The organism is Sphingomonas yabuuchiae, from assembly GCF_001477495.1.
Classification (GTDB): domain Bacteria; phylum Pseudomonadota; class Alphaproteobacteria; order Sphingomonadales; family Sphingomonadaceae; genus Sphingomonas; species Sphingomonas yabuuchiae_A.
The window spans coordinates 301315-318956 of sequence record NZ_LDTF01000007.1 but is presented as its reverse complement, the minus strand read 5'-3'; the positions used below and the strand labels follow the sequence as shown (position 1 = coordinate 318956).

Annotated in this window: 20 protein-coding genes; 10 read left to right on the top strand and 10 right to left on the bottom strand. The window is 66.9% G+C overall.

What is annotated here, in order from left to right:
• The first annotated feature begins 26 nt into the window (after nucleotides 1–26).
• Genes purM through NS355_RS02740 form a run of 4 tightly spaced genes read left to right on the top strand, consistent with a single transcriptional unit; the run spans nucleotide 27 to nucleotide 2608 of the window.
• A complete protein-coding gene (gene purM, locus NS355_RS02755; protein ID WP_058744252.1) occupies nucleotides 27–1160 on the top strand; it encodes a phosphoribosylformylglycinamidine cyclo-ligase in 1134 nt (377 codons plus the stop codon).
• A complete protein-coding gene (purN, locus tag NS355_RS02750) occupies nucleotides 1150–1728 on the top strand; it encodes a phosphoribosylglycinamide formyltransferase (protein WP_058744251.1) in 579 nt (192 codons plus the stop codon). Before purM ends, purN begins: the two co-directional genes overlap by 11 nt.
• Nucleotides 1725–2012 (top strand): hypothetical protein, encoded by a 288-nt coding sequence (locus tag NS355_RS02745; RefSeq protein WP_058744250.1) that lies wholly within the window; start codon nucleotides 1725–1727, stop codon nucleotides 2010–2012. The genes purN and NS355_RS02745 overlap by 4 nt, the downstream gene beginning before the upstream one ends.
• The gene (locus NS355_RS02740; RefSeq protein WP_058744249.1) at nucleotides 2009–2608 is read left to right on the top strand and encodes a hypothetical protein; all 600 of its coding nucleotides are present in this window, start codon (nucleotides 2009–2011) and stop codon (nucleotides 2606–2608) included. Before NS355_RS02745 ends, NS355_RS02740 begins: the two co-directional genes overlap by 4 nt.
• On the opposite strand, the gene NS355_RS02735 is transcribed toward NS355_RS02740, so the two are convergent.
• The 4 genes from NS355_RS02735 to NS355_RS02720 all read right to left on the bottom strand — a co-directional run bounded on the left by NS355_RS02735 (nucleotide 2605) and on the right by NS355_RS02720 (nucleotide 5590).
• The gene (locus NS355_RS02735; protein WP_058744248.1) at nucleotides 2605–3123 is read right to left on the bottom strand and encodes a GNAT family N-acetyltransferase; all 519 of its coding nucleotides are present in this window, start codon (nucleotides 3121–3123) and stop codon (nucleotides 2605–2607) included. The genes NS355_RS02740 and NS355_RS02735 overlap by 4 nt on opposite strands.
• A complete protein-coding gene (gene ndk / locus NS355_RS02730) occupies nucleotides 3123–3545 on the bottom strand; it encodes a nucleoside-diphosphate kinase (RefSeq protein WP_007403624.1) in 423 nt (140 codons plus the stop codon). The genes NS355_RS02735 and ndk overlap by 1 nt, the downstream gene beginning before the upstream one ends.
• A gap of 117 nt (nucleotides 3546–3662) precedes the next feature.
• Nucleotides 3663–4103 carry a DNA polymerase III subunit chi gene (locus NS355_RS02725; protein ID WP_058744247.1) on the bottom strand — a complete coding sequence of 147 codons (441 nt, stop codon included), beginning with the start codon at nucleotides 4101–4103 and terminating at the stop codon, nucleotides 3663–3665.
• 20 nt (nucleotides 4104–4123) lie between these two features.
• Nucleotides 4124–5590 (bottom strand): leucyl aminopeptidase, encoded by a 1467-nt coding sequence (locus NS355_RS02720; RefSeq protein ID WP_058744246.1) that lies wholly within the window; start codon nucleotides 5588–5590, stop codon nucleotides 4124–4126.
• A 181-nt stretch (nucleotides 5591–5771) separates the two neighbouring features.
• On the opposite strand from NS355_RS02720, the gene NS355_RS02715 reads away from it, so the two are divergent.
• Genes NS355_RS02715 through rsmA form a run of 4 tightly spaced genes read left to right on the top strand, consistent with a single transcriptional unit; the run spans nucleotide 5772 to nucleotide 11263 of the window.
• A complete protein-coding gene (locus tag NS355_RS02715) occupies nucleotides 5772–8000 on the top strand; it encodes an LPS-assembly protein LptD (protein ID WP_209445007.1) in 2229 nt (742 codons plus the stop codon).
• Nucleotides 8001–8057: 57 nt separating this feature from the next.
• Nucleotides 8058–9440 (top strand): peptidylprolyl isomerase, encoded by a 1383-nt coding sequence (locus NS355_RS02710; RefSeq protein ID WP_058744244.1) that lies wholly within the window; start codon nucleotides 8058–8060, stop codon nucleotides 9438–9440.
• Between the two features lies 1 nt (nucleotide 9441).
• Nucleotides 9442–10437, top strand: coding sequence for a 4-hydroxythreonine-4-phosphate dehydrogenase PdxA (pdxA, locus tag NS355_RS02705; RefSeq protein WP_084787444.1), 996 nt, complete (start codon nucleotides 9442–9444; stop codon nucleotides 10435–10437).
• Nucleotide 10438: 1 nt separating this feature from the next.
• Entirely contained in the window at nucleotides 10439–11263 is an 825-nt protein-coding gene (gene rsmA / locus NS355_RS02700) for a 16S rRNA (adenine(1518)-N(6)/adenine(1519)-N(6))-dimethyltransferase RsmA (protein WP_058744300.1), read from the top strand.
• Nucleotides 11264–11403: 140 nt separating this feature from the next.
• Here rsmA and NS355_RS02695 read toward each other — a convergent pair whose 3' ends face one another.
• From NS355_RS02695 to guaB, 3 genes are read right to left on the bottom strand one after another with little or no spacing between them, the layout of a single operon-like run.
• A complete protein-coding gene (locus tag NS355_RS02695) occupies nucleotides 11404–11907 on the bottom strand; it encodes a tetratricopeptide repeat protein (protein ID WP_058744243.1) in 504 nt (167 codons plus the stop codon).
• 32 nt (nucleotides 11908–11939) lie between these two features.
• Nucleotides 11940–13127, bottom strand: a complete 1188-nt coding sequence (locus NS355_RS02690; protein WP_058744242.1) for an RsmB/NOP family class I SAM-dependent RNA methyltransferase — start codon at nucleotides 13125–13127, stop codon at nucleotides 11940–11942.
• An 18-nt stretch (nucleotides 13128–13145) separates the two neighbouring features.
• Nucleotides 13146–14603 (bottom strand): IMP dehydrogenase, encoded by a 1458-nt coding sequence (gene guaB / locus NS355_RS02685; RefSeq protein WP_058744241.1) that lies wholly within the window; start codon nucleotides 14601–14603, stop codon nucleotides 13146–13148.
• Between the two features lie 126 nt (nucleotides 14604–14729).
• Here guaB and NS355_RS02680 point away from each other — a divergent pair, with 126 nt between their 5' ends.
• Both NS355_RS02680 and NS355_RS02675 read left to right on the top strand, forming a co-directional pair.
• Entirely contained in the window at nucleotides 14730–15704 is a 975-nt protein-coding gene (locus NS355_RS02680; RefSeq protein WP_058744240.1) for an SPFH domain-containing protein, read from the top strand.
• Nucleotides 15701–16156, top strand: coding sequence for an NfeD family protein (locus NS355_RS02675; RefSeq protein WP_058744239.1), 456 nt, complete (start codon nucleotides 15701–15703; stop codon nucleotides 16154–16156). The genes NS355_RS02680 and NS355_RS02675 overlap by 4 nt, the downstream gene beginning before the upstream one ends.
• Here the strand turns inward: NS355_RS02675 and NS355_RS02670 are convergent, their stop codons facing one another.
• The 3 genes from NS355_RS02670 to NS355_RS02660 are packed head-to-tail and all read right to left on the bottom strand — an operon-like array spanning nucleotide 16157 to nucleotide 17633.
• Entirely contained in the window at nucleotides 16157–16957 is an 801-nt protein-coding gene (locus NS355_RS02670; RefSeq protein ID WP_058744238.1) for a TrmH family RNA methyltransferase, read from the bottom strand.
• A complete protein-coding gene (locus NS355_RS02665; protein WP_058744237.1) occupies nucleotides 16957–17229 on the bottom strand; it encodes an HPr family phosphocarrier protein in 273 nt (90 codons plus the stop codon). Before NS355_RS02665 ends, NS355_RS02670 begins: the two co-directional genes overlap by 1 nt.
• Entirely contained in the window at nucleotides 17226–17633 is a 408-nt protein-coding gene (locus NS355_RS02660) for a PTS sugar transporter subunit IIA (protein WP_042482384.1), read from the bottom strand. The genes NS355_RS02665 and NS355_RS02660 overlap by 4 nt, the downstream gene beginning before the upstream one ends.
• Nucleotides 17634–17642: the final 9 nt, after the last annotated feature.

Sequence of the window (17642 nt, the reverse complement as noted above, 5' to 3'; positions counted from 1 at the left end):
AAGCGCGATATAGCTAACGGGCAAACATGACCGACAACAGCACGCCGTCCGCCACCCCCTCGCCCGCCGAAAAGGGCACGTCCTACACCTATGCCGATGCTGGCGTTTCGATCGCCGCCGGTAACGCGCTGGTCCGCGCGATCGGCCCGCTCGCCAAGGCGACGCGACGGCCGGGCGCGGATGCGGACCTGGGCGGCTTTGGCGGTTTCTTCGACCTGAAGGCCGCCGGTTTCGCCGATCCACTGCTGGTCGCGGCCAATGACGGCGTCGGCACCAAGCTGAAGCTCGCGATCGAGCATGACCGCCATGACGGCGTCGGCATCGATCTGGTCGCCATGTGCGCCAACGACCTCGTGGTGCAGGGCGCCGAGCCGCTATTTTTCCTGGATTACTACGCGACCGCCAAGCTGGAAGGCGATGTGCCGGAGCGCGTGATCGCCTCGATCGCCGAAGGGTGCCGTATCGCCGGATGCGCCCTGATCGGCGGCGAGACGGCCGAGATGCCGGGCATGTATGCACCGGGCGATTATGATCTGGCGGGCTTCTGCGTCGGCGCGGTCGAGCGCGACCAGGTGCTGACCGGCGCGACCATCGGCGACGGCGAAGTGATCCTGGGCCTGGCCTCGTCCGGCGTCCATTCCAACGGCTTCTCGCTGGTTCGCCGCCTGGCCGCCGACAAGGGCTGGAAGCTCGATCGCCCGGCGCTGTTCGATCAGGACGTGCTGCTGATCGAGGCGCTGATGGCCCCGACTCGGATTTATGTCCGCTCGCTGCTCCCCTCGATCAAGGCGGGCACGATCAAGGGGCTCGCGCACATCACCGGCGGCGGCCTGCTCGAAAATATTCCGCGCGTGCTGCCGAAGGGGGCCCATGCCGTGGTCGATGCGGATGGCTGGGAACAGCCGCGCCTGATGGCCTTCCTCCAGGCACAGGGCGGGATCGAGCCCGAGGAAATGGCACGCACCTTCAACTGCGGCGTCGGCATGGCGGTGATCGTCGCGGCCGACCAGGCGGAAGCGCTGGCCGAAACGCTGCGCGCCGCGGGTGAGACGGTCGTGACCATCGGCCGTGTCGAAGCGGGCGAGCGCGGCTGCACCGTAAAGGGCTCGGCCGGAACGTGGAGCGCCAAGGCGGACTGGACCGCGACCCATGTCGGCTAAGGAGCCGGTCAAGGTCGGCATCCTGATTTCCGGCCGGGGTTCCAACATGCAGTCGCTGGTATCGGCCTCGCGGGCAGCGGGTGCGGCCTATCAGGTCGCGCTTGTCGCCTCCGACAAGCCGGAGGCGGCCGGGCTGGCCTGGGCGCGGGAACAGGGCATCGCCACCTTCGCCCTGTCGCCCAAGGGGACCGGTAAACCGGCCTATGAGGCGGCGATCGACCGGGCGCTGCGCGATGCGGGCGTCGAGGTCGTCGCGCTGGCGGGCTATATGCGGCTGCTGTCGGGTGATTTCGTTGCGCGCTGGCAGGGACGCATCCTGAACATCCATCCCTCGCTGCTGCCGCTCTACAAGGGCCTCGACACGCATGAACGCGCGATTGCGGCGGGCGATGCCAAGGCGGGCTGCTCGGTCCATGTCGTGACCGAGGAACTGGATGACGGCGAGGTGCTGGGCCAGGCGGAGGTTCCGATCCTGCCCGGTGACGATGCGGCGGCACTTGCGGCGCGCGTGCTCGTTGAGGAGCATCGATTGTACCCGCAAATACTCACGGAGTTCGTGCGTCGATGACCGATTTCCTGTCCCGCATCCGCGACATCGCCATGCTGCTGCCCGGCACGACCGAGCAGGGTGGCGACGGCGAAATCCACTTCCTGGTCAAGGGTTCGCCCTTTCTCCGGGTGAGCGGAACCTCGTCGGCCATTCATCTGTGCGTCGCCGACGAAGGACAGGAACCGCACTGGAGCGAAGTGACGCTCAGCGCCGACAGCGACTGGACGCTCGTCGAGGATCGGATCGCGCGCAGCTGGGAACTGGTCGCGCCGACCGAATTGCTGGAGGCGGGCGGGCGATGAGCGAACCGGCCGGCAAAGAGGCTGCCGAACGTGCTAAATCGCGGCGGCGTTTGCTGACGCTGGCGGAGTTCGTGGCGGTCGCCGGACTGATGGTGGCGGCGCTGACGCTCTATCTCAATTGGTCGCAGCGGCGCAGCGACGCCGAGGACAAGGCGGCCACCGCCAGCGCCCAGCGGCAGGAGCGTGCCCGACTCGACCTGACCGCCACGGTCGAGGGGGACGGCCGCCGCCTGTTACTGCGCGATCCGAATCATGACCTTCAGGACGTCGCGATCGACTTCCCCAAGGCATCCGGCATCGGCCGTCAGGCCCCGGTTGGCGATCCGGCCATCGAGGCAGACCCGATCGCCGGACCGATCCTCGCCCTGACCGATGGCAAGGCGGACACACGAGAGGGGCGCCTGCCCACGCTCATTACCGTACGATACTGGGACGGCGACACCGCACGCACGGTCACCGGCCTCTACGATATCATCTGGAGCACGCATGGTCGTTTTCTGCGCGGGCGGACGCTGCGGCTGGAGGGCTTGCGGCTGCGCGACCGGAACGGCACCACCGCCAAGCTCGACGCGGCTTGGGCGGCCCGGCGGGGTTAAAGGTCTCGAGCGTAAACGACATCGTCAAAGACGGTGTCGCCGACCCGGAACTGCCGGGTCCCTGCCAGGGCAAAGCCTTCCCGCTCGTAAAAAATGCGGGCGCGTTCGTTGATGCCGAGCACGCCCAGCAACATGCGGCGGCGGCCCATGGCACGCGCGTCGTCGATCGCCAAGGCCATAAGCCTGTGCCCCAGGCCGGTGCCGCTCGTCAGGGACAGGGTATAAATGCGACGAAGCTCGATATCCCCGGCATCCGTCTCAATCGGCAGATCGGGAGGTGTGAGGAGCGTGTAGCCGATCGGCGCCGCGCCGTCGGGATGCTCCGCCAGGGTCGCCACGCAGGCCGGATCGGTGATCCAAGCGTGGAACTTGGCGGGCGAGCTATTCAATGCGCAATGGCGCACCATGTCGGGACCGGCGATGGTCCCGGCAAACGTCTCGAGGAAGGTGGCGGCCGCGACGAGCGACAGCGCGGGCGCATCGCCCGGCTTGGCCCGTCGCAGCCGCCATTCCATCAGCCGACGATTTCTTCCGGCTTGAAGAAGTAGGCGATCTCGATCTCGGCGTTCTCGTCCGAGTCCGAACCATGGACGGTGTTGGCTTCGATCGACTCGGCCAGTTCCTTGCGGATCGTGCCCGGCTCGGCGTTCGCCGGGTTGGTCGCGCCCATGATGTCGCGGTTACGCTGCATCGCGTTCTCGCCCTCGAGCACCTGCACGACGACCGGACCCGAGATCATGAACTCGACCAGATCGTTGAAGAAGGGACGCTCCTTGTGGACCGCATAGAAGCCTTCGGCCTGCTCGCGAGTCATCTGGATGCGCTTCGAGGCGACGACGCGCAGGCCGGCTTCCTCCAGCATCTTGGTGACGGCGCCGGTCAGGTTGCGGCGGGTCGCGTCGGGCTTGATGATCGAAAAGGTACGGTTCGCGGCCATGATGGTCACGCAGCTCCTGAATAAATGAGTTGGCTGGAAGTGGCGTCGCCCTAGTCGGGGCGGAAGGCCAATGCAATGTCTTATGGTAAGTTGATCCTCCCGTGCCGGGAAGGACTGTCAGGCCGCCTGTTCCCAGCGCCCCTGGTCGTTCTGTTTCCAGTATCGCCGCTCGACGCCTTCGCGGTCGGCCAGCGCCTTCCATGCGGTGCGCGCCTCGCCGATGCGATCGCCGTCGAAGAAGTGAAACGCCCGGTCGAAGGCCAGCGCCTCGTCGCGCCACACGCCATCGGCCAGTGCGACGTGACGGGCGCCATTGGTCGGCTGAACCTCGCCCGCGATCAGCACCGGCTGGGCGGCATCGTCACCCTCGCCCGCCTGGGCATGGGGAAGGAAGCCGTCCGCCGGGATCATCCAGAGTTGCCGGTCGAGCGCGGCGCGCTGGTCGGCGTCGCCGCTGACGATCAGCAACCGCCCGCCCCCCGTCATCACCCGCTCGGCGATGACGGGCAGCAGACGGTCGAGCGGCGCGATCGTCAGATGATAGAAATCGACCTGCATCGCGCCGCCCCTTACCCGACTTACGCCTCGAACCGGTCCGCGACGAACTGGTCGAGCAGGCGAACGCCGTAACCGGTCGCGCCCTTGTCGTGGTTCACGCCCGGCTTGTCCGACCAGACCATGCCCGCGATGTCCAGATGCGCCCAGGCGACCCCTTCGTTGATGTAACGCTTCAGGAACTGGGCCGCGGTGATCGAACCGGCGCCGCGCGGGCCGACATTCTTCATGTCCGCGATCTGGCTGTCGATCAGCTTGTCATAGGCGTCGGCCAGCGGGAAGCGCCACAGCTTCTCGCCCGTCGCGGTGCCCGCCGCCAGCAGCGATTCGGCCAGCGTGTCGTCGTTGGCGAACAGGCCGCCATGCTCGCTGCCCAGGCTGATGATCATCGCGCCGGTCAGCGTGGCGAGGTCGACGATCGTCGAAGGCGCATGCGTCTTCTGGACCCAGGTCAGCGCATCGCACAGGACCAGGCGGCCTTCGGCATCGGTATTGATGACCTCGATCGTCTGGCCCGACATCGAGGTGACGACGTCACCGGGACGCTGTGCATTGCCATCGGGCATGTTCTCGACCAGGCCCATGACGCCGACGACATTGGCCTTGGCCTTGCGGGCCGCGATCGCCTTCATCGCACCCGCGACCGCGCCGGCGCCGCCCATGTCCCACTTCATGTCTTCCATACCGGCGGCAGGCTTGATCGAGATGCCGCCCGTGTCGAAGGTCACGCCCTTGCCGACCAGCGCCAACGTTTCCGCATCGGCCGCGCCGCCATTCCACTTCAGAACCAGCAGGCGTCCTTCGCGCACCGAACCCTGGCTGACGCCCAGCAGCGCGCCCATGCCCAGGTCGCGCATCTGCGCCTCGTCCAGCACGGTGACTTCCAGGCCCAGGCCCTCGACGTCGTTCAGGACGCGTTCGACGAAGGTTTCCGGGTAGAGCTTGTTCGGCGGCTCGGAGACGAGCGTGCGCGTCAGTTCCAGCCCGCCATTGACCGCATGGATACGCGCATAGGCCGCCTCGGCCTCGTCACCCGCGCCGACGATGGCGATACGGGTCAGCGTGGGTTTCGACGTTTCGGGCAGCTTGGTGCGGTACACGTCATGCCGCCAACCACGTTGCACAGCAGCACCGGCGAAGCTCGCGACCGCATCGGCGGCAGGCCTGGTCGACAGGCCAGTCAGATCGACAGATGCCGACGAAGCGTTGGTCAGTAGCTTGGCCGTCACCGCGCCGCCCGCCTTGCGCCAATCGGCTTCCTTGCCTTCGCCGACACCCACCATCAGGACGCGGCGCGGCGCGCCGCCGACGGCGGCGAACAGCTCGACGATCGAACCGGCCTCCCCCTTGAAGCGCGCGGCGTCGACCGCCGCCTTGGCGAGCGCGGCCGCACCCTCCCCGTCGATCCGGCCGGTATCGACCGCATCCTTCGGAAAGGGAAGGACGAGCACGTCACCGGCTTCGACGGTGGAGGTAAAGGCGATCTGCATGGAAACCCTCTGCTGAACTGGTAACAGTTGCTATCATCTAGGCTCTTGGATCGTCGTGGCAAGCGCGCGATTGCAGCAAGCCGCCGGTGATGCGATAGGCAGGGCTTTCAAGGCGTCGCCCTGCCGGGGGAGGCTTCATCATCGTGTCGGCAAGGACGGAACAGCAATCATCGTGCGCAGAATGACGCTTCTGACCGGCAGCGCCCTGCCCTTCGCCCTGTTCATGGCCATGCCTGCGGTGGCGCAGGACCTTCAGGATCGCCCCGTCTCGCCGCCACCCAGCGAAGGCCCGGCCCCGACCAATCCCGACCAGGTTCGCTTCAGCGCCGACCAGCTGGAATATGACATCAACGCCGATATCGTGACGGCGACCGGTGAAGTCCGGATGCTGCGCGAGGGCGAGCGGCTGCGCGCCGACAAGGTGACCTGGAACCGCAAGACCGGAAAGGTGCTGGCGACCGGCAATATCGCCGTCACCAATCCTCAGGGCGATATCGCCTATGGCGACCAGATCGAGCTGACCGACTCGCTGAAGGACGGCGTGGTCGACAATATGCTGGTCGTGCTGGAACAGGGTGGTCGCCTGGCCGCCGTGCGCGGCACCCGCCAGCAGGACGGCACTGTCAATCTGGAACGTGCCGCCTACACGCCTTGCGCGGTCGAGACGTCGGAGGGCTGCCCCAAGGAGCCGTCCTGGAAGATCACCGCCGTCCGCGTCACCTATCGCCCCGATCGGGAGCGCGTCTATTTCAACGGCGCCAAGCTCAACCTGTTCGGCCTGCCGACCATTCCATTGCCGCGCCTGTCTGCGCCGGTCGGTTCGGGTGGCGACAGCGGTTTCCTGACGCCCGATATTCGGCTGGACCGGGTGAACGGGGTCGAGGTCGCGGTCCCTTATTATTGGCGTCTGGCTCCCAACAAGGGCCTGACCGTCACGCCGCACGTCTTCACGGCGGTGCTTCCGATGCTGGAAGCGCAATACGAAGCGCTGACCACGAAAGGCGCGTTCCGCATCACCGGCTATGGCACGGCCAGCCGTCGTAGCGATGACCTGAACACGCTGAACCCGACCGATACCAGCCAGGCCTTTCGCGGCTATCTGGATGCGGTCGGGCGCTATCAGTTCTCACCGGAATGGAGCCTGTCCGGCTCGATGCGGATCACCACCGACCGCACCTTCCTGCGCCGTTATGACATTTCCCGCGACGACCGGCTGCGCACCACCGCCAGCCTGGAGCATATCGACGCCAACAGCTATTTCTCGCTGACCGGCTGGTATGTCGAAACGCTGCGCGTCAACGATCCACAGGGGCAGCAGCCGATCGCGCTGCCCGAGCTCGACTATCGTCGCCGGTTCGACGACGGGCTGCTCGGCGGCAAGTTCGAGGTGCAGCTCAACACGCTGGCCATCAGCCGGACGGCGGGACAGGATACGCAACGCGCCTTTGCCAGCATGCGTTGGGACCTGCGCCGCCTGACCAACTGGGGCCAGGAGGTGACCTTCACCGCCTATGGCCGGGCCGACGCCTATAATGCCAACAACATCGCCTCGACGCCTTTGGTCTATCAGGGGCTGGCCGGGTTCCAGGGGCGCGGCATCGGGGCGCTGGCGGTGGACGTCAAATGGCCGTTCGTCGGCGAACTCTGGGGCGGCAGCCAGCGCTTCACCCCGCGTGTGCAGATCGTCGCCAGCCCGAAGATCGAGAATATAGAAATTCCCAACGAAGACGCACGCTCGGTCGATCTGGAGGATTCCAACCTCTTCGCGCTGAACCGCTTCCCCGGTTACGATCGGTTCGAGGATTCGACGCGCATCACCTATGGCGCGCAATGGGCGCTGACCCTGCCGGGCTTCACCTTCGACACGATCGTCGGGCAGAGCTTCCGCCTGAACGACCGGCCGACCATCCTCTATCCGGGCACCGGCCTGTCGGATCGCTGGTCGGACATCGTCGGGCGGACGGAGATGCGGTTCCGCGACTTCGTCTCGCTGACCCATCGCTTCCGGCTGGACAAGGACAGTTTCGCGGTGCGGCGGAACGAGATCGACGCGACGGTCGGATCGCGCACCACCTATGCGCAGGTCGGCTATCTGCGCCTGAAACGGAACATCTTCACCTCGATCGAGGATCTGCAGGACCGCGAGGAAGTGCGCCTGGCCGGTCGGGTGCAGTTCGCCCGCTTCTGGTCGGCGTTCGGATCGACCGTCATCGACCTGACCGACCGGTCGGAGGATGCGTTGTCGCTGTCGAACGGCTTCGATCCGATTCGGCACCGGGTCGGCGTGCAGTATGAGGATGACTGCCTGCGGCTCGGCTTCACCTGGCGGCGCGACTATGTGAACACCGGCGACGCCCGGGCGGGCAACAGCTTCCTGTTGACTCTGGCCTTCACCAATCTCGGTCGCTAAGCCGGTATTCAGCATGGTCGACCCATATCGCGACGGTTACGCGCCCCATCAGGCGCGATGAGGATCACAGACACGGTGAAGCACGACATTCGTACCAAGGGCCGCCGCCTTCGCGCGGGCGCAACGATGATGCTGGTCGCACTGGCGACCGGCGCGCTGGCGCAGACCGTTCCGGATCAGGCCGTGCCGGACACGGGCGGGCTGAACATCCCGTCCAACATGCAGCTGTTCGGCAAGCTGGACCCCAATGTCCGCAAGCCGACCGCCATCGTCAACGACACGGTGCTGACCCAGACCGACATCGACCAGCGCATGGCGCTGGCCATGGCGCTGAACAATGTGAACAACCTGTCGGCCGAGGATCGCGACCGCCTGCGCATGCAGATCCTGCGTCAGCTGATCGACGAAACGTTGCAGATCCAGGAGGCCAAGACAGCCGAGATCACCGTCACGCCCGACGAGATCAACCAGGCCTATGCCCGCTTCTCGCAGCAGTTCGGCAAGACGCCCGCCGCGATGAACACCTTCCTCCGCCAGGTCGGTTCGTCGGAAAAGTCGATGCGCCGCCAGATCGAGGGTGAGCTGGCGTGGAGCCGTTATCTGCGCAAGCGGGTCGAGCCGTTCGTCAATGTCGGCGACGAGGAAGTGACCGCGATCCGCAATCGCCTGGAAGCCGCCAAGGGCACCGAGGAATACAACCTCAAGGAAATCTTCCTTTCCGCCAACGAGGCGACCGGGCAGCAGGTGTTCAACAATGCCCGCCAGATCATCGGCGAAATCCAGAAGGGCCAGCAGCCCTTCGAATATTTCGCACGCAGCTTCTCCGAGGCTTCGACCCGCGCGGTGAACGGCGATCTGGGCTGGGTCCGCGCGGCGCAGCTGCCGCCGGAGCTTCAGGCTGCCGTGGGGCAGATGCAGGTCGGCCAGGTCGCGGGACCGATCCAGATTCCGGGCGGCTTTTCGATCCTGTACCTGACCGACAAACGCCAGGTCCTGACTGCCGATCCGCGCGATTCGCGGCTGTCGCTCAAGCAGCTGACGGTCAAGTTCCCGGCGGGTACCACCCAGGCCCAGGCCAGCGCCCGCGCGGCCGAGTTCGCCAAGGCGACCCAGGCGATCCGTGGCTGCGGCGACGTGCAGCGTGTCGCGACCGCGCTGAAGGCCGAGGTGGTCGACAATGATCAGGTGACGATCCGCCAGCTGCCCGCCCCGCTTCAGGAAATCCTGCTGAAGCTGCAGGTCGGTGAGGCGACGCCGCCCTTCGGCTCGCCGGAACAGGGCGTCCGCTCGCTGGTGCTTTGCGGTCGCGAAGAGCCGCGCTCGGGCAATCTACCGACCAACGACCAGATCCAGAATCAGGTCGAGCAGCAGCGGGTCAACCTGCGCGCGAACCAGAAGATGCGCGACCTTCGTCGCGACGCGGTGATCGAATATCGTTAAGATGATCCGGCCGCTCGCGATCTCGATGGGCGACCCGGCCGGGATCGGGCCGGAGATCATCGCCAAGGCCTGGGCCGCGCGGCGGGAGGCGGGGCTGCCGCCCTTCCTCGCGGTCGGGGACTCGCGCGCGATCGCGCGGGTCTGGAACGGCCCGACCATCCGCGTCTCGGACATGGCGGCCGCGGTCGCCGCATTCGACGAGGCGCTGCCGATCCTGTCGGTTGACGATGCGGGCGAAATCCGCCCCGGCCAACCCGATGTGGAGGGCGCACGGTGCGCGCTTCACGCATTGGAGCTGGCAGTCGGGCTGGTGCGCTCCGACGCGGCCAGCGCGCTCGTGACCGGGCCGGTCAGCAAGGCGCAGCTCTACGATATCGGCTTCACCCATCCCGGCCAGACCGAGTTCGTCGCCGAACGCTGCGGCGTGGCGGGCGAGAATGCGGTCATGATGCTGGCGGGGCCGTCCCTGCGGGTCGTGCCGATCACCACCCATGTCCCGCTGGCGGCGGTGTCGAGCCTGTTGTCGGTCGAACTGATCGTCGCCAAGGGGCGTGCAACCGCGCGTGGGCTGTGCAAGAATTTCGGAATCCGCGAGCCTCGGCTCGTCTTCGCCGGGTTGAACCCCCATGCGGGCGAGAGCGGCGCGATCGGGCGCGAGGAAATCGACATCCTCGAACCCGCCATCGCGCAGCTTCGCGCCGAGGGGATCGACGCGAGCGGGCCGTACGCGGCGGATACGCTGTTTCATCCGCGTGCCCGCGCCCGCTACGACGCCGCACTCTGCTGCTATCACGACCAGGCACTGGTGCCGATCAAGACGCTGCATTTCGACGAAGGCGTCAATATCACCCTGGGGCTGCCCATCGTGCGCACCTCGCCCGACCATGGCACCGCCTTTGGCCTGGCGGGGCAGGATGCCGCGCATCCCGGCGCGATGATCGCGGCCATCGCGATGGCCGGTGAGGCCGCGCAGCGCCGGGCCGAAGCGGCCGCCTGATATGGATCCCGTCACCCCGCTTCCTCCCCTTCGCGACGTCATCGCGCGCCACGGCCTGTCCGCCGCCAAGTCGCTGGGTCAGAATTTCCTGTTCGACGGCCAGTTGCTGGCGCGGATCGCCGCCATCCCCGGTGATCTGACCGACAAGCCAGTGCTGGAGATCGGTCCCGGCCCCGGCGGCCTGACCCGCGCGCTGTTGATGGCGGGGGCCAAGGTCACGGCGATCGAACGCGACCGCCGCTGCATCCCCGCGCTCGCCGAACTGGCCGAGGCGTTTCCCGATAGGCTCAAGGTGATCGAGGGCGACGCCCTGCGCATAAACGCCTCCGAGTTGTTCGACACCAAGCCGCATATCGTCTCCAACCTTCCCTATAACGTCGGCACGCCACTGCTGGTCGGCTGGCTGTCGGGCGCGTGGCTGCCCTGGTGGCAGTCCTGCACGCTGATGTTCCAGAAGGAAGTGGCGGAGCGGATCGTCGCGGCGCCCGACCAATCCTCCTATGGTCGTCTGGCCGTGCTGACCCAATGGCGGAGCGAATCGCGCATCGCGATGCCAGTCCACCGTTCAGCCTTCACGCCGCCGCCCAAGGTGATGTCGGCGGTGGTCCACATCACGCCCAAGCCTGCCCCCGAGGGCGTCAGCTTCCGCACCCTCGAACGCCTGACGGCCGCGGCGTTCGGCCAGCGCCGCAAGATGCTGCGCCAAAGTTTGAAGCCCGTCGCAGGTGCGGTGGAAGCGATGGAAGCGATCGGCCTCGATCCCGCGCGTCGGGCCGAAACACTCTCGGTGGAAGAGTTCGTCGCTCTCGCCCGCGCTTTGGGGTGAAATCTCTTATTCCTCCCCTTGCAGGGGAGGTGGCAGGGCAAAGCCCTGACGGAGGGGTGTCCCTCCTCTCGACAGCGGGACACCCCTCCACCAGCTTCGCTGGTCCCCCTCCCCTTGCAGGGGAGGATTTGGCAAACCTCTTATGGCGTCGCCGTACTCTTCGTATCGACCTGCGCCGTTGTCACCGTAGCTGGCGGCCCCTTGGCGATCTGCGCGGAGAGCGCGGTCGCATCCGCGCAGTCGGTTTTGCAGAGCGTCTTGATCTTGGCGAGATTGTCCTTCGCGCGCGCCACCGCACCGCGCTGAACCAGGGCCTCGCCTTGCCCGCGCAATGCCCGCGTGTCGTTGGGATCGAGCAACAGCGCCTCGCGATACAGGCGGATCGCCTTGCCCGGCAGGCCGCGCGCATCCGCCACCTCGGCGAGCAGGATGAATGCCGCCCGGTTGCGCGGATCGACCGTCACGGCCGTCTCCAGCATGTCGGTCGCACCGTCCAGATTGCCCGCCGCCTTGAGCCCGCGCGCCTGTTCCAGCAACTGCATCGAACGGGCGTCGATCTGGCTGTCCGGGCGCTGGCCGCTGAGCGAAGTGGAAAGCGAAACCACTGCCAACGCGGCGGCAGCAGCCAGGGACGACAAACGCATGAGGAACTCCGGACGTGGCACTGGGCTCGATGCTAGCATGGCGCCCGGAGGCAGGCGACAAAAAAGCCGTCCGTGCCATGGGTGGCGGGATCGAGCCGCTGGCCCAGGCCGTGCGGGGTTCCGATCCCCGGTTCGATCGGCTCGGCCGACCAGCCGGGATGGCGCGACAGGAAGGCCGTCACCTGCCCGCTCCCTTCGGCATCGAGCAGCGAACAGACGATATAGACCAACCGCCCGCCCGGCTTGACCAGACCAGCACCGATGTCCAACACCTGCGTCTGCATCGCGCTCAAACGGGCCAGCCGCTCCGGGGTCAGACGCCAGCGCGCCTCGGGATTGCGTCGCCAGGTTCCGGTACCGGAACAGGGGGCGTCGATCAGCATGCCGTCCGCCTTGGCCGCCCAGTCAGCGAGCATCTCTGCTTCGCGACCGGGGTTGAGCAAGCGGCTCTCGATAATCGAGGCCCCCGCCCGTTCGGCCCTGGGTGCCAGTCTCTGCAGCCTTGCCCGGTCGATATCGCAGGCCAACAGCGCACCCTGATTGTTCATCGCCGCCGCCAGCTGGAGGGTCTTGCCCCCTGCCCCGGCGCAGAGGTCGACCAGCCATTCACCCGGCTTCGCCGCCAGAGCCTCGCCGACCAGCTGGCTACCTTCGTCCTGCACCTCGACCAGTCCGGCGCGGTACAGGTCGGACTGCTCGACCGGCGTTCCGTTGGGCAGGCGAATACCCATCGGCGCATGCGGCGTCGCGGTGGCGTCGGACCATTGCTCCAAGACCGCGTTCCGCGTCGTCGCCAAGGCGTTGACCCGAAGGTCGAGCGGGGCCCGATCGACCAGCGCGGCCTGATGCGCGGCATCCAGGCCGGAGGCGGTCAGCGCCTCGACCAACCAGGCGGGCGCAACCCCGCCTTCGGCGCGCGGCTCATCGGGCCTGATGGGCGCAGGCCCATGGCCCGTCCCATCGAACGTCGCCGCAAGCGCGGGGTCCTGGTCGGCCACCGCCAGCACGGCCGCACGCCCGGACGAGGGCACCGGCCCGGCCTGCCGAATGGCGGCATAGACCAGCTCGCGCACCGCGCGCCGATCCTTGGACCCGGCGTAGCGGCGCGTAGCGAAATAGCGCGCGATCAACGTGTCCGCCGCCGCACCGCCGCTGGCGGCCGCGGCGACGATCTCGTCCAGCAACTCGATCGCCGCCTGGGTGCGGGCGCCGGGGGTCATGCGAAGCGCTCCGTCAGCTTAGCGGGTCGGGTAATTGGGAGCTTCCCGCGTGATCGTCACGTCATGGACGTGGCTTTCCTTCAGGCCCGCGCCCGTGATCTGGACGAACTGCGCCCGCTCGCGCAGATCCTTCAGCGTCGCCGAACCGGTATAGCCCATTGCCGCCTTGATGCCGCCGACCAGCTGATGAATGACGTCGCGCGCCGGGCCCTTGTAAGCGACCTGGCCCTCAATGCCCTCGGGCACCAGCTTCATCTGATCCTTGATGTCGCCCTGGAAGTAACGATCCGCCGAACCGCGACCCATGGCCCCGACCGAGCCCATGCCACGATAGGATTTATAGGCACGGCCCTGATACAGGAAGGTTTCGCCCGGTGCCTCTTCGGTGCCCGCCAGCAACGAGCCGACCATGCAGGCGCCAGCGCCCGCCGCCAGCGCCTTGGCGAGATCGCCCGAAGTGCGCAGACCACCATCGGCGATCACCGGCACACCGGCCTTCCAGCCTTCCTCGGCACAGTCCATGACGGCGGTCAGCTGAGGCACGCCGACGCCCGCGACGACGCGGGTGGTGCAGATCGAGCCCGGCCCGATGCCGACCTTCACCGCATCCGCGCCCGCGTCGATCAGCGCGCGGGTGGCGGCGGCGGTCGCGACGTTGCCTGCGATCACCTGCACCGAGTCGGACAGCTTCTTGGCGGCCTCGACCGCCCGCGCGACGTCGCGGTTATGGCCATGCGCGGTATCGATGATGACGCAGTCCACCTCGGCCTCGATCAGGGCACGGGTGCGCTCGAAACCCTTCTCTCCCACCGTCGAGGCGGCGGCGACGCGCAGGCGCCCCGAGCCGTCCTTGGTCGCCGACGGATAGGTAACGGCCTTTTCGATATCCTTGACCGTGATCAGGCCCACGCAGCGATAGCTGTCATCGACGACCAGCAGCTTTTCGATCCGGCGCGCATGGAGCAGGCGGCGCGCCTCGTCCTGGCCGACGCCGACCTTCACGGTCGCCAAATCCTCATGCGTCATCAGCTCGGACACGGGCTGCTGCGGATTCTCGGCGAAGCGCACGTCACGGTTGGTCAGGATGCCGACCAGGCGACCGTCGAACTCCACGACGGGAATGCCGCTGATCCGGTGCCGCGCCATCAGCGCCTGCGCCTCGGCCAGCGTCGCGGTCGGCGAGATGGTGATCGGATTGACCACCATGCCGCTCTCGAACCGCTTGACCTGGCGGACGGCGGCGACCTGTTGCTCGACGGTCAGGTTGCGGTGAAGAACGCCCATGCCGCCCAGCTGCGCCATGACGATCGCCATGTCGGCCTCGGTCACGGTATCCATCGCCGCCGACAGGACGGGGATGTTGAGCGCGATCGTGCGGGTCAGTTGCGTCCGCGTGTCTGCGGTGCTCGGCAGAACGTCGGACTCCTGGGGTATGAGGAGCACGTCGTCGAAGGTGAGGCCGAGGCGGATATCCATGGGGCTGCCAAATCCTGCGGAGGGAACAAGTGGCGGGCCATGTAACCAAAGCAAGCCGTTCCCGCTAGGCCCTTGGTGCATCGCCATGCTAGAACACTGACGGACCGATTATGGGGGAAGCCGTCCATGGGCCTGATTATCGCCGCGCTCGCCGTCCTGCTGGTGCTGATGTATCTGATGATGTCGATCAAGATCGTCCGCCAGGGCTATCAGTACACGATCGAGCATTTCGGCCGTTATACGGGCACGGCGATCCCCGGTTTCAACTTCTACCCCGCCTTTTTCTATCGTGTCGGCCGCAAGGTGAACATGATGGAGCAGGTGATCGACATTCCCGGGCAGGAGATCATCACCAAGGACAATGCGATGATCTCGACCGACGGTGTCGTGTTCTTTCAGGTGCTGGACGCGCCCAAGGCGGCCTATGAGGTGTCGGACCTCTACGTCGCGCTGCTGAACCTGGTGACGACCAATTTGCGGACCGTCATGGGCTCGATGGACTTGGACGAGACGCTGTCGAAGCGTGACGAAATCAACGCGCGACTGCTGAATGTCGTCGACCATGCGACGACGCCCTGGGGCGTGAAGATCACCCGCGTCGAGATCAAGGACATCCGTCCGCCGGTCGACATCGTCAACGCCATGGCCCGCCAGATGAAGGCCGAACGCGAGAAGCGCGCCAACATCCTGGAAGCCGAAGGTTCGCGCGCCTCCGAAATCCTTCGCGCCGAGGGGCAGAAGCAGGCCCGTATCCTGGAAGCCGAAGGTCGCCGCGAGTCGGCCTATCGCGACTCCGAGGCCCGCGAACGCGCGGCCGAGGCGGAGGCCAAGGCGACCCGCGTCGTGTCGGAGGCGATCGAGTCGGGCGGCACCCAGGCGATCAACTATTTCATCGCGCAAAAATATGTCGAGGCGGTCGGCAAGTTCGCGACCAGCCCCAATGCCAAGACCATCCTGTTCCCTGTCGAGGCGACCCAATTGATCGGCACGCTGGGCGGCATCGGCGAACTGGCCAAGGAGGCGCTCGGCGGCAATAAACCCGACGCCGCGACCCCGCGCGTCACCACCAAGCCGGGACCGTTCGACCAGTCTCCGTCATGACGATCGGAGACCTCGACCCCGCCGCACTCTGGCTGGCGGGGGCCTTGGCGCTCGGGATCGCCGAGTTGCTGGTCCCGGGGGTGTTCCTGATCTTCCTTGCCGTGGCCGCAGGCGTGACCGCGCTGACGAGCTGGGCTCTGCCGGACTTGCCGATCGGGCTGCAACTGGCCGATTTCGCCGTTTGGAGCGTGGTATGCGTGGTCATCGGGCGCCGATGGTATCGCGACTTTCCGGTGGAGAGCGACGCCCCTATCCTCAACGAACCCGCCCGGCGGCTGCGCGGGCAGATCGTCACCGTGACCACCCCCATCATCGGCGGCGAAGGCCGCGCCCGGCTGGGCGATGGCGAATGGCCGGTGCGCGGCCCGGATGCGGCAGGTGGCACCCGCTTACGGGTCGCGCATGTCGATGGCGGGACCTTGCTGGTCGAGCCGATCGAGCCCGAAGCCTGATCAGCCGCGCTGCTGCGCCAGCACCTCATAGGCCATGACCGCCGTCGCCACCGCCGCGTTCAGGCTGTCGGCCTTGCCCAGCATCGGGATCTTGACCAGCGTGTCGCACGCCTCGGCATATTCGGGTGGCATACCCTGCGCCTCATTCCCGGTCAGCAGGAAGGTCGGCGCGGCATAGGGCGCGGCGCGATAGTCCGTGTCGGTGTCGAGGCTGAGCCCCACAAGCTGCCCCGGCCCCTGTCGCAGCCAGTCGAGGAAAGGCTGCCACTCGGTGCGCACGATCGGCACGGTGAACAGCGCGCCCATGCTGGCCCGCACCGCCTCGACGGAAAAGGGATCGACGCATTCGCCGACCAGGATCAGTCCCCCTGCCCCGACCGCATCGCCGGTGCGCAGGATGGTCCCCAGATTGCCTGGATCGCGCAGACGTTCGGCAACCAGCCAGATACCGGATGCGGAGCGGTCCAACTCGTCGAGCGTAACGCCCAATTCCTCGAACACGCCGACCACGGCCTGCGGATTGTCCTTGCCCGACAGCTTTGACAGAATGTCCGGCGTCGTCTCGATCGCCTCGCCCTCCGACGCCTCGACCGCCGCGATCAGGTCGCGGACCAGCGGATGCCCCGCCGATGGCCGGGCATAGAATAGCAGGGTCGGCAGCCGCCCCGTCTCCCGTGCCTCGGTCAGGATGCGGAGGCCCTCGGCCAGGAACTGCCGCGATTGCTTGCGATGGCGCTTGTCACGCAGGTCGCGCGCCCACTTGATCAGCGGGTTGGAATAAGCGGTAATTTCACGGGGCATCAGTCTTCGCCGAACTTCGCTTCCACCAGCGCGGCAAGCGCCTCGACCGTCGTGTCGGCGCCGTCGCCAGCCGCGCTGATCGTGATGGTGTCGCCCATCGCGGCGCCCAGCATCATCAGGCCCATGATCGAGGTGCCCGTCACCGTGCTGCCGTCCTTGGCCACCCGCACCTCGCAAGGCTGGGTGGAGGCCAGCGTCACGAACTTGGCGCTGGCACGCGCATGGAGGCCCCGGCGGTTGGTGATCAGGACGGTGCGCGTCTGTTCGGTCATGCGGCGGCCTCGCCCAGCACTTCGGATGCGACCGAGATATATTTGCGCCCGGCCTCGCGCGCGGCGGCGACGGCATCGACGACCTGCATCGACTTGCGCGCCGATCCTAGCCGGATGAGCATGGGCAGGTTCATCCCTGCGATCACCTCGACCCGGCCCCGCTCCATCAGCGAGATGGCGAGGTTGGACGGCGTGCCACCGAACAGGTCAGTCAGGACGATCACACCGCGCCCGGCATCGACGGTGGCGATGGCGGCGGCGATGTCGGCGCGCCGTTCCTCCATGTCATCCTCCGGCCCGATCGCGATGGTGGCGATCCGCTCCTGCGGGCCGACCACATGTATCATCGCGGTCACGAACTCATCGGCGAGCCGCCCGTGCGTCACCAGAACCAGACCGATCATGTCAGACAC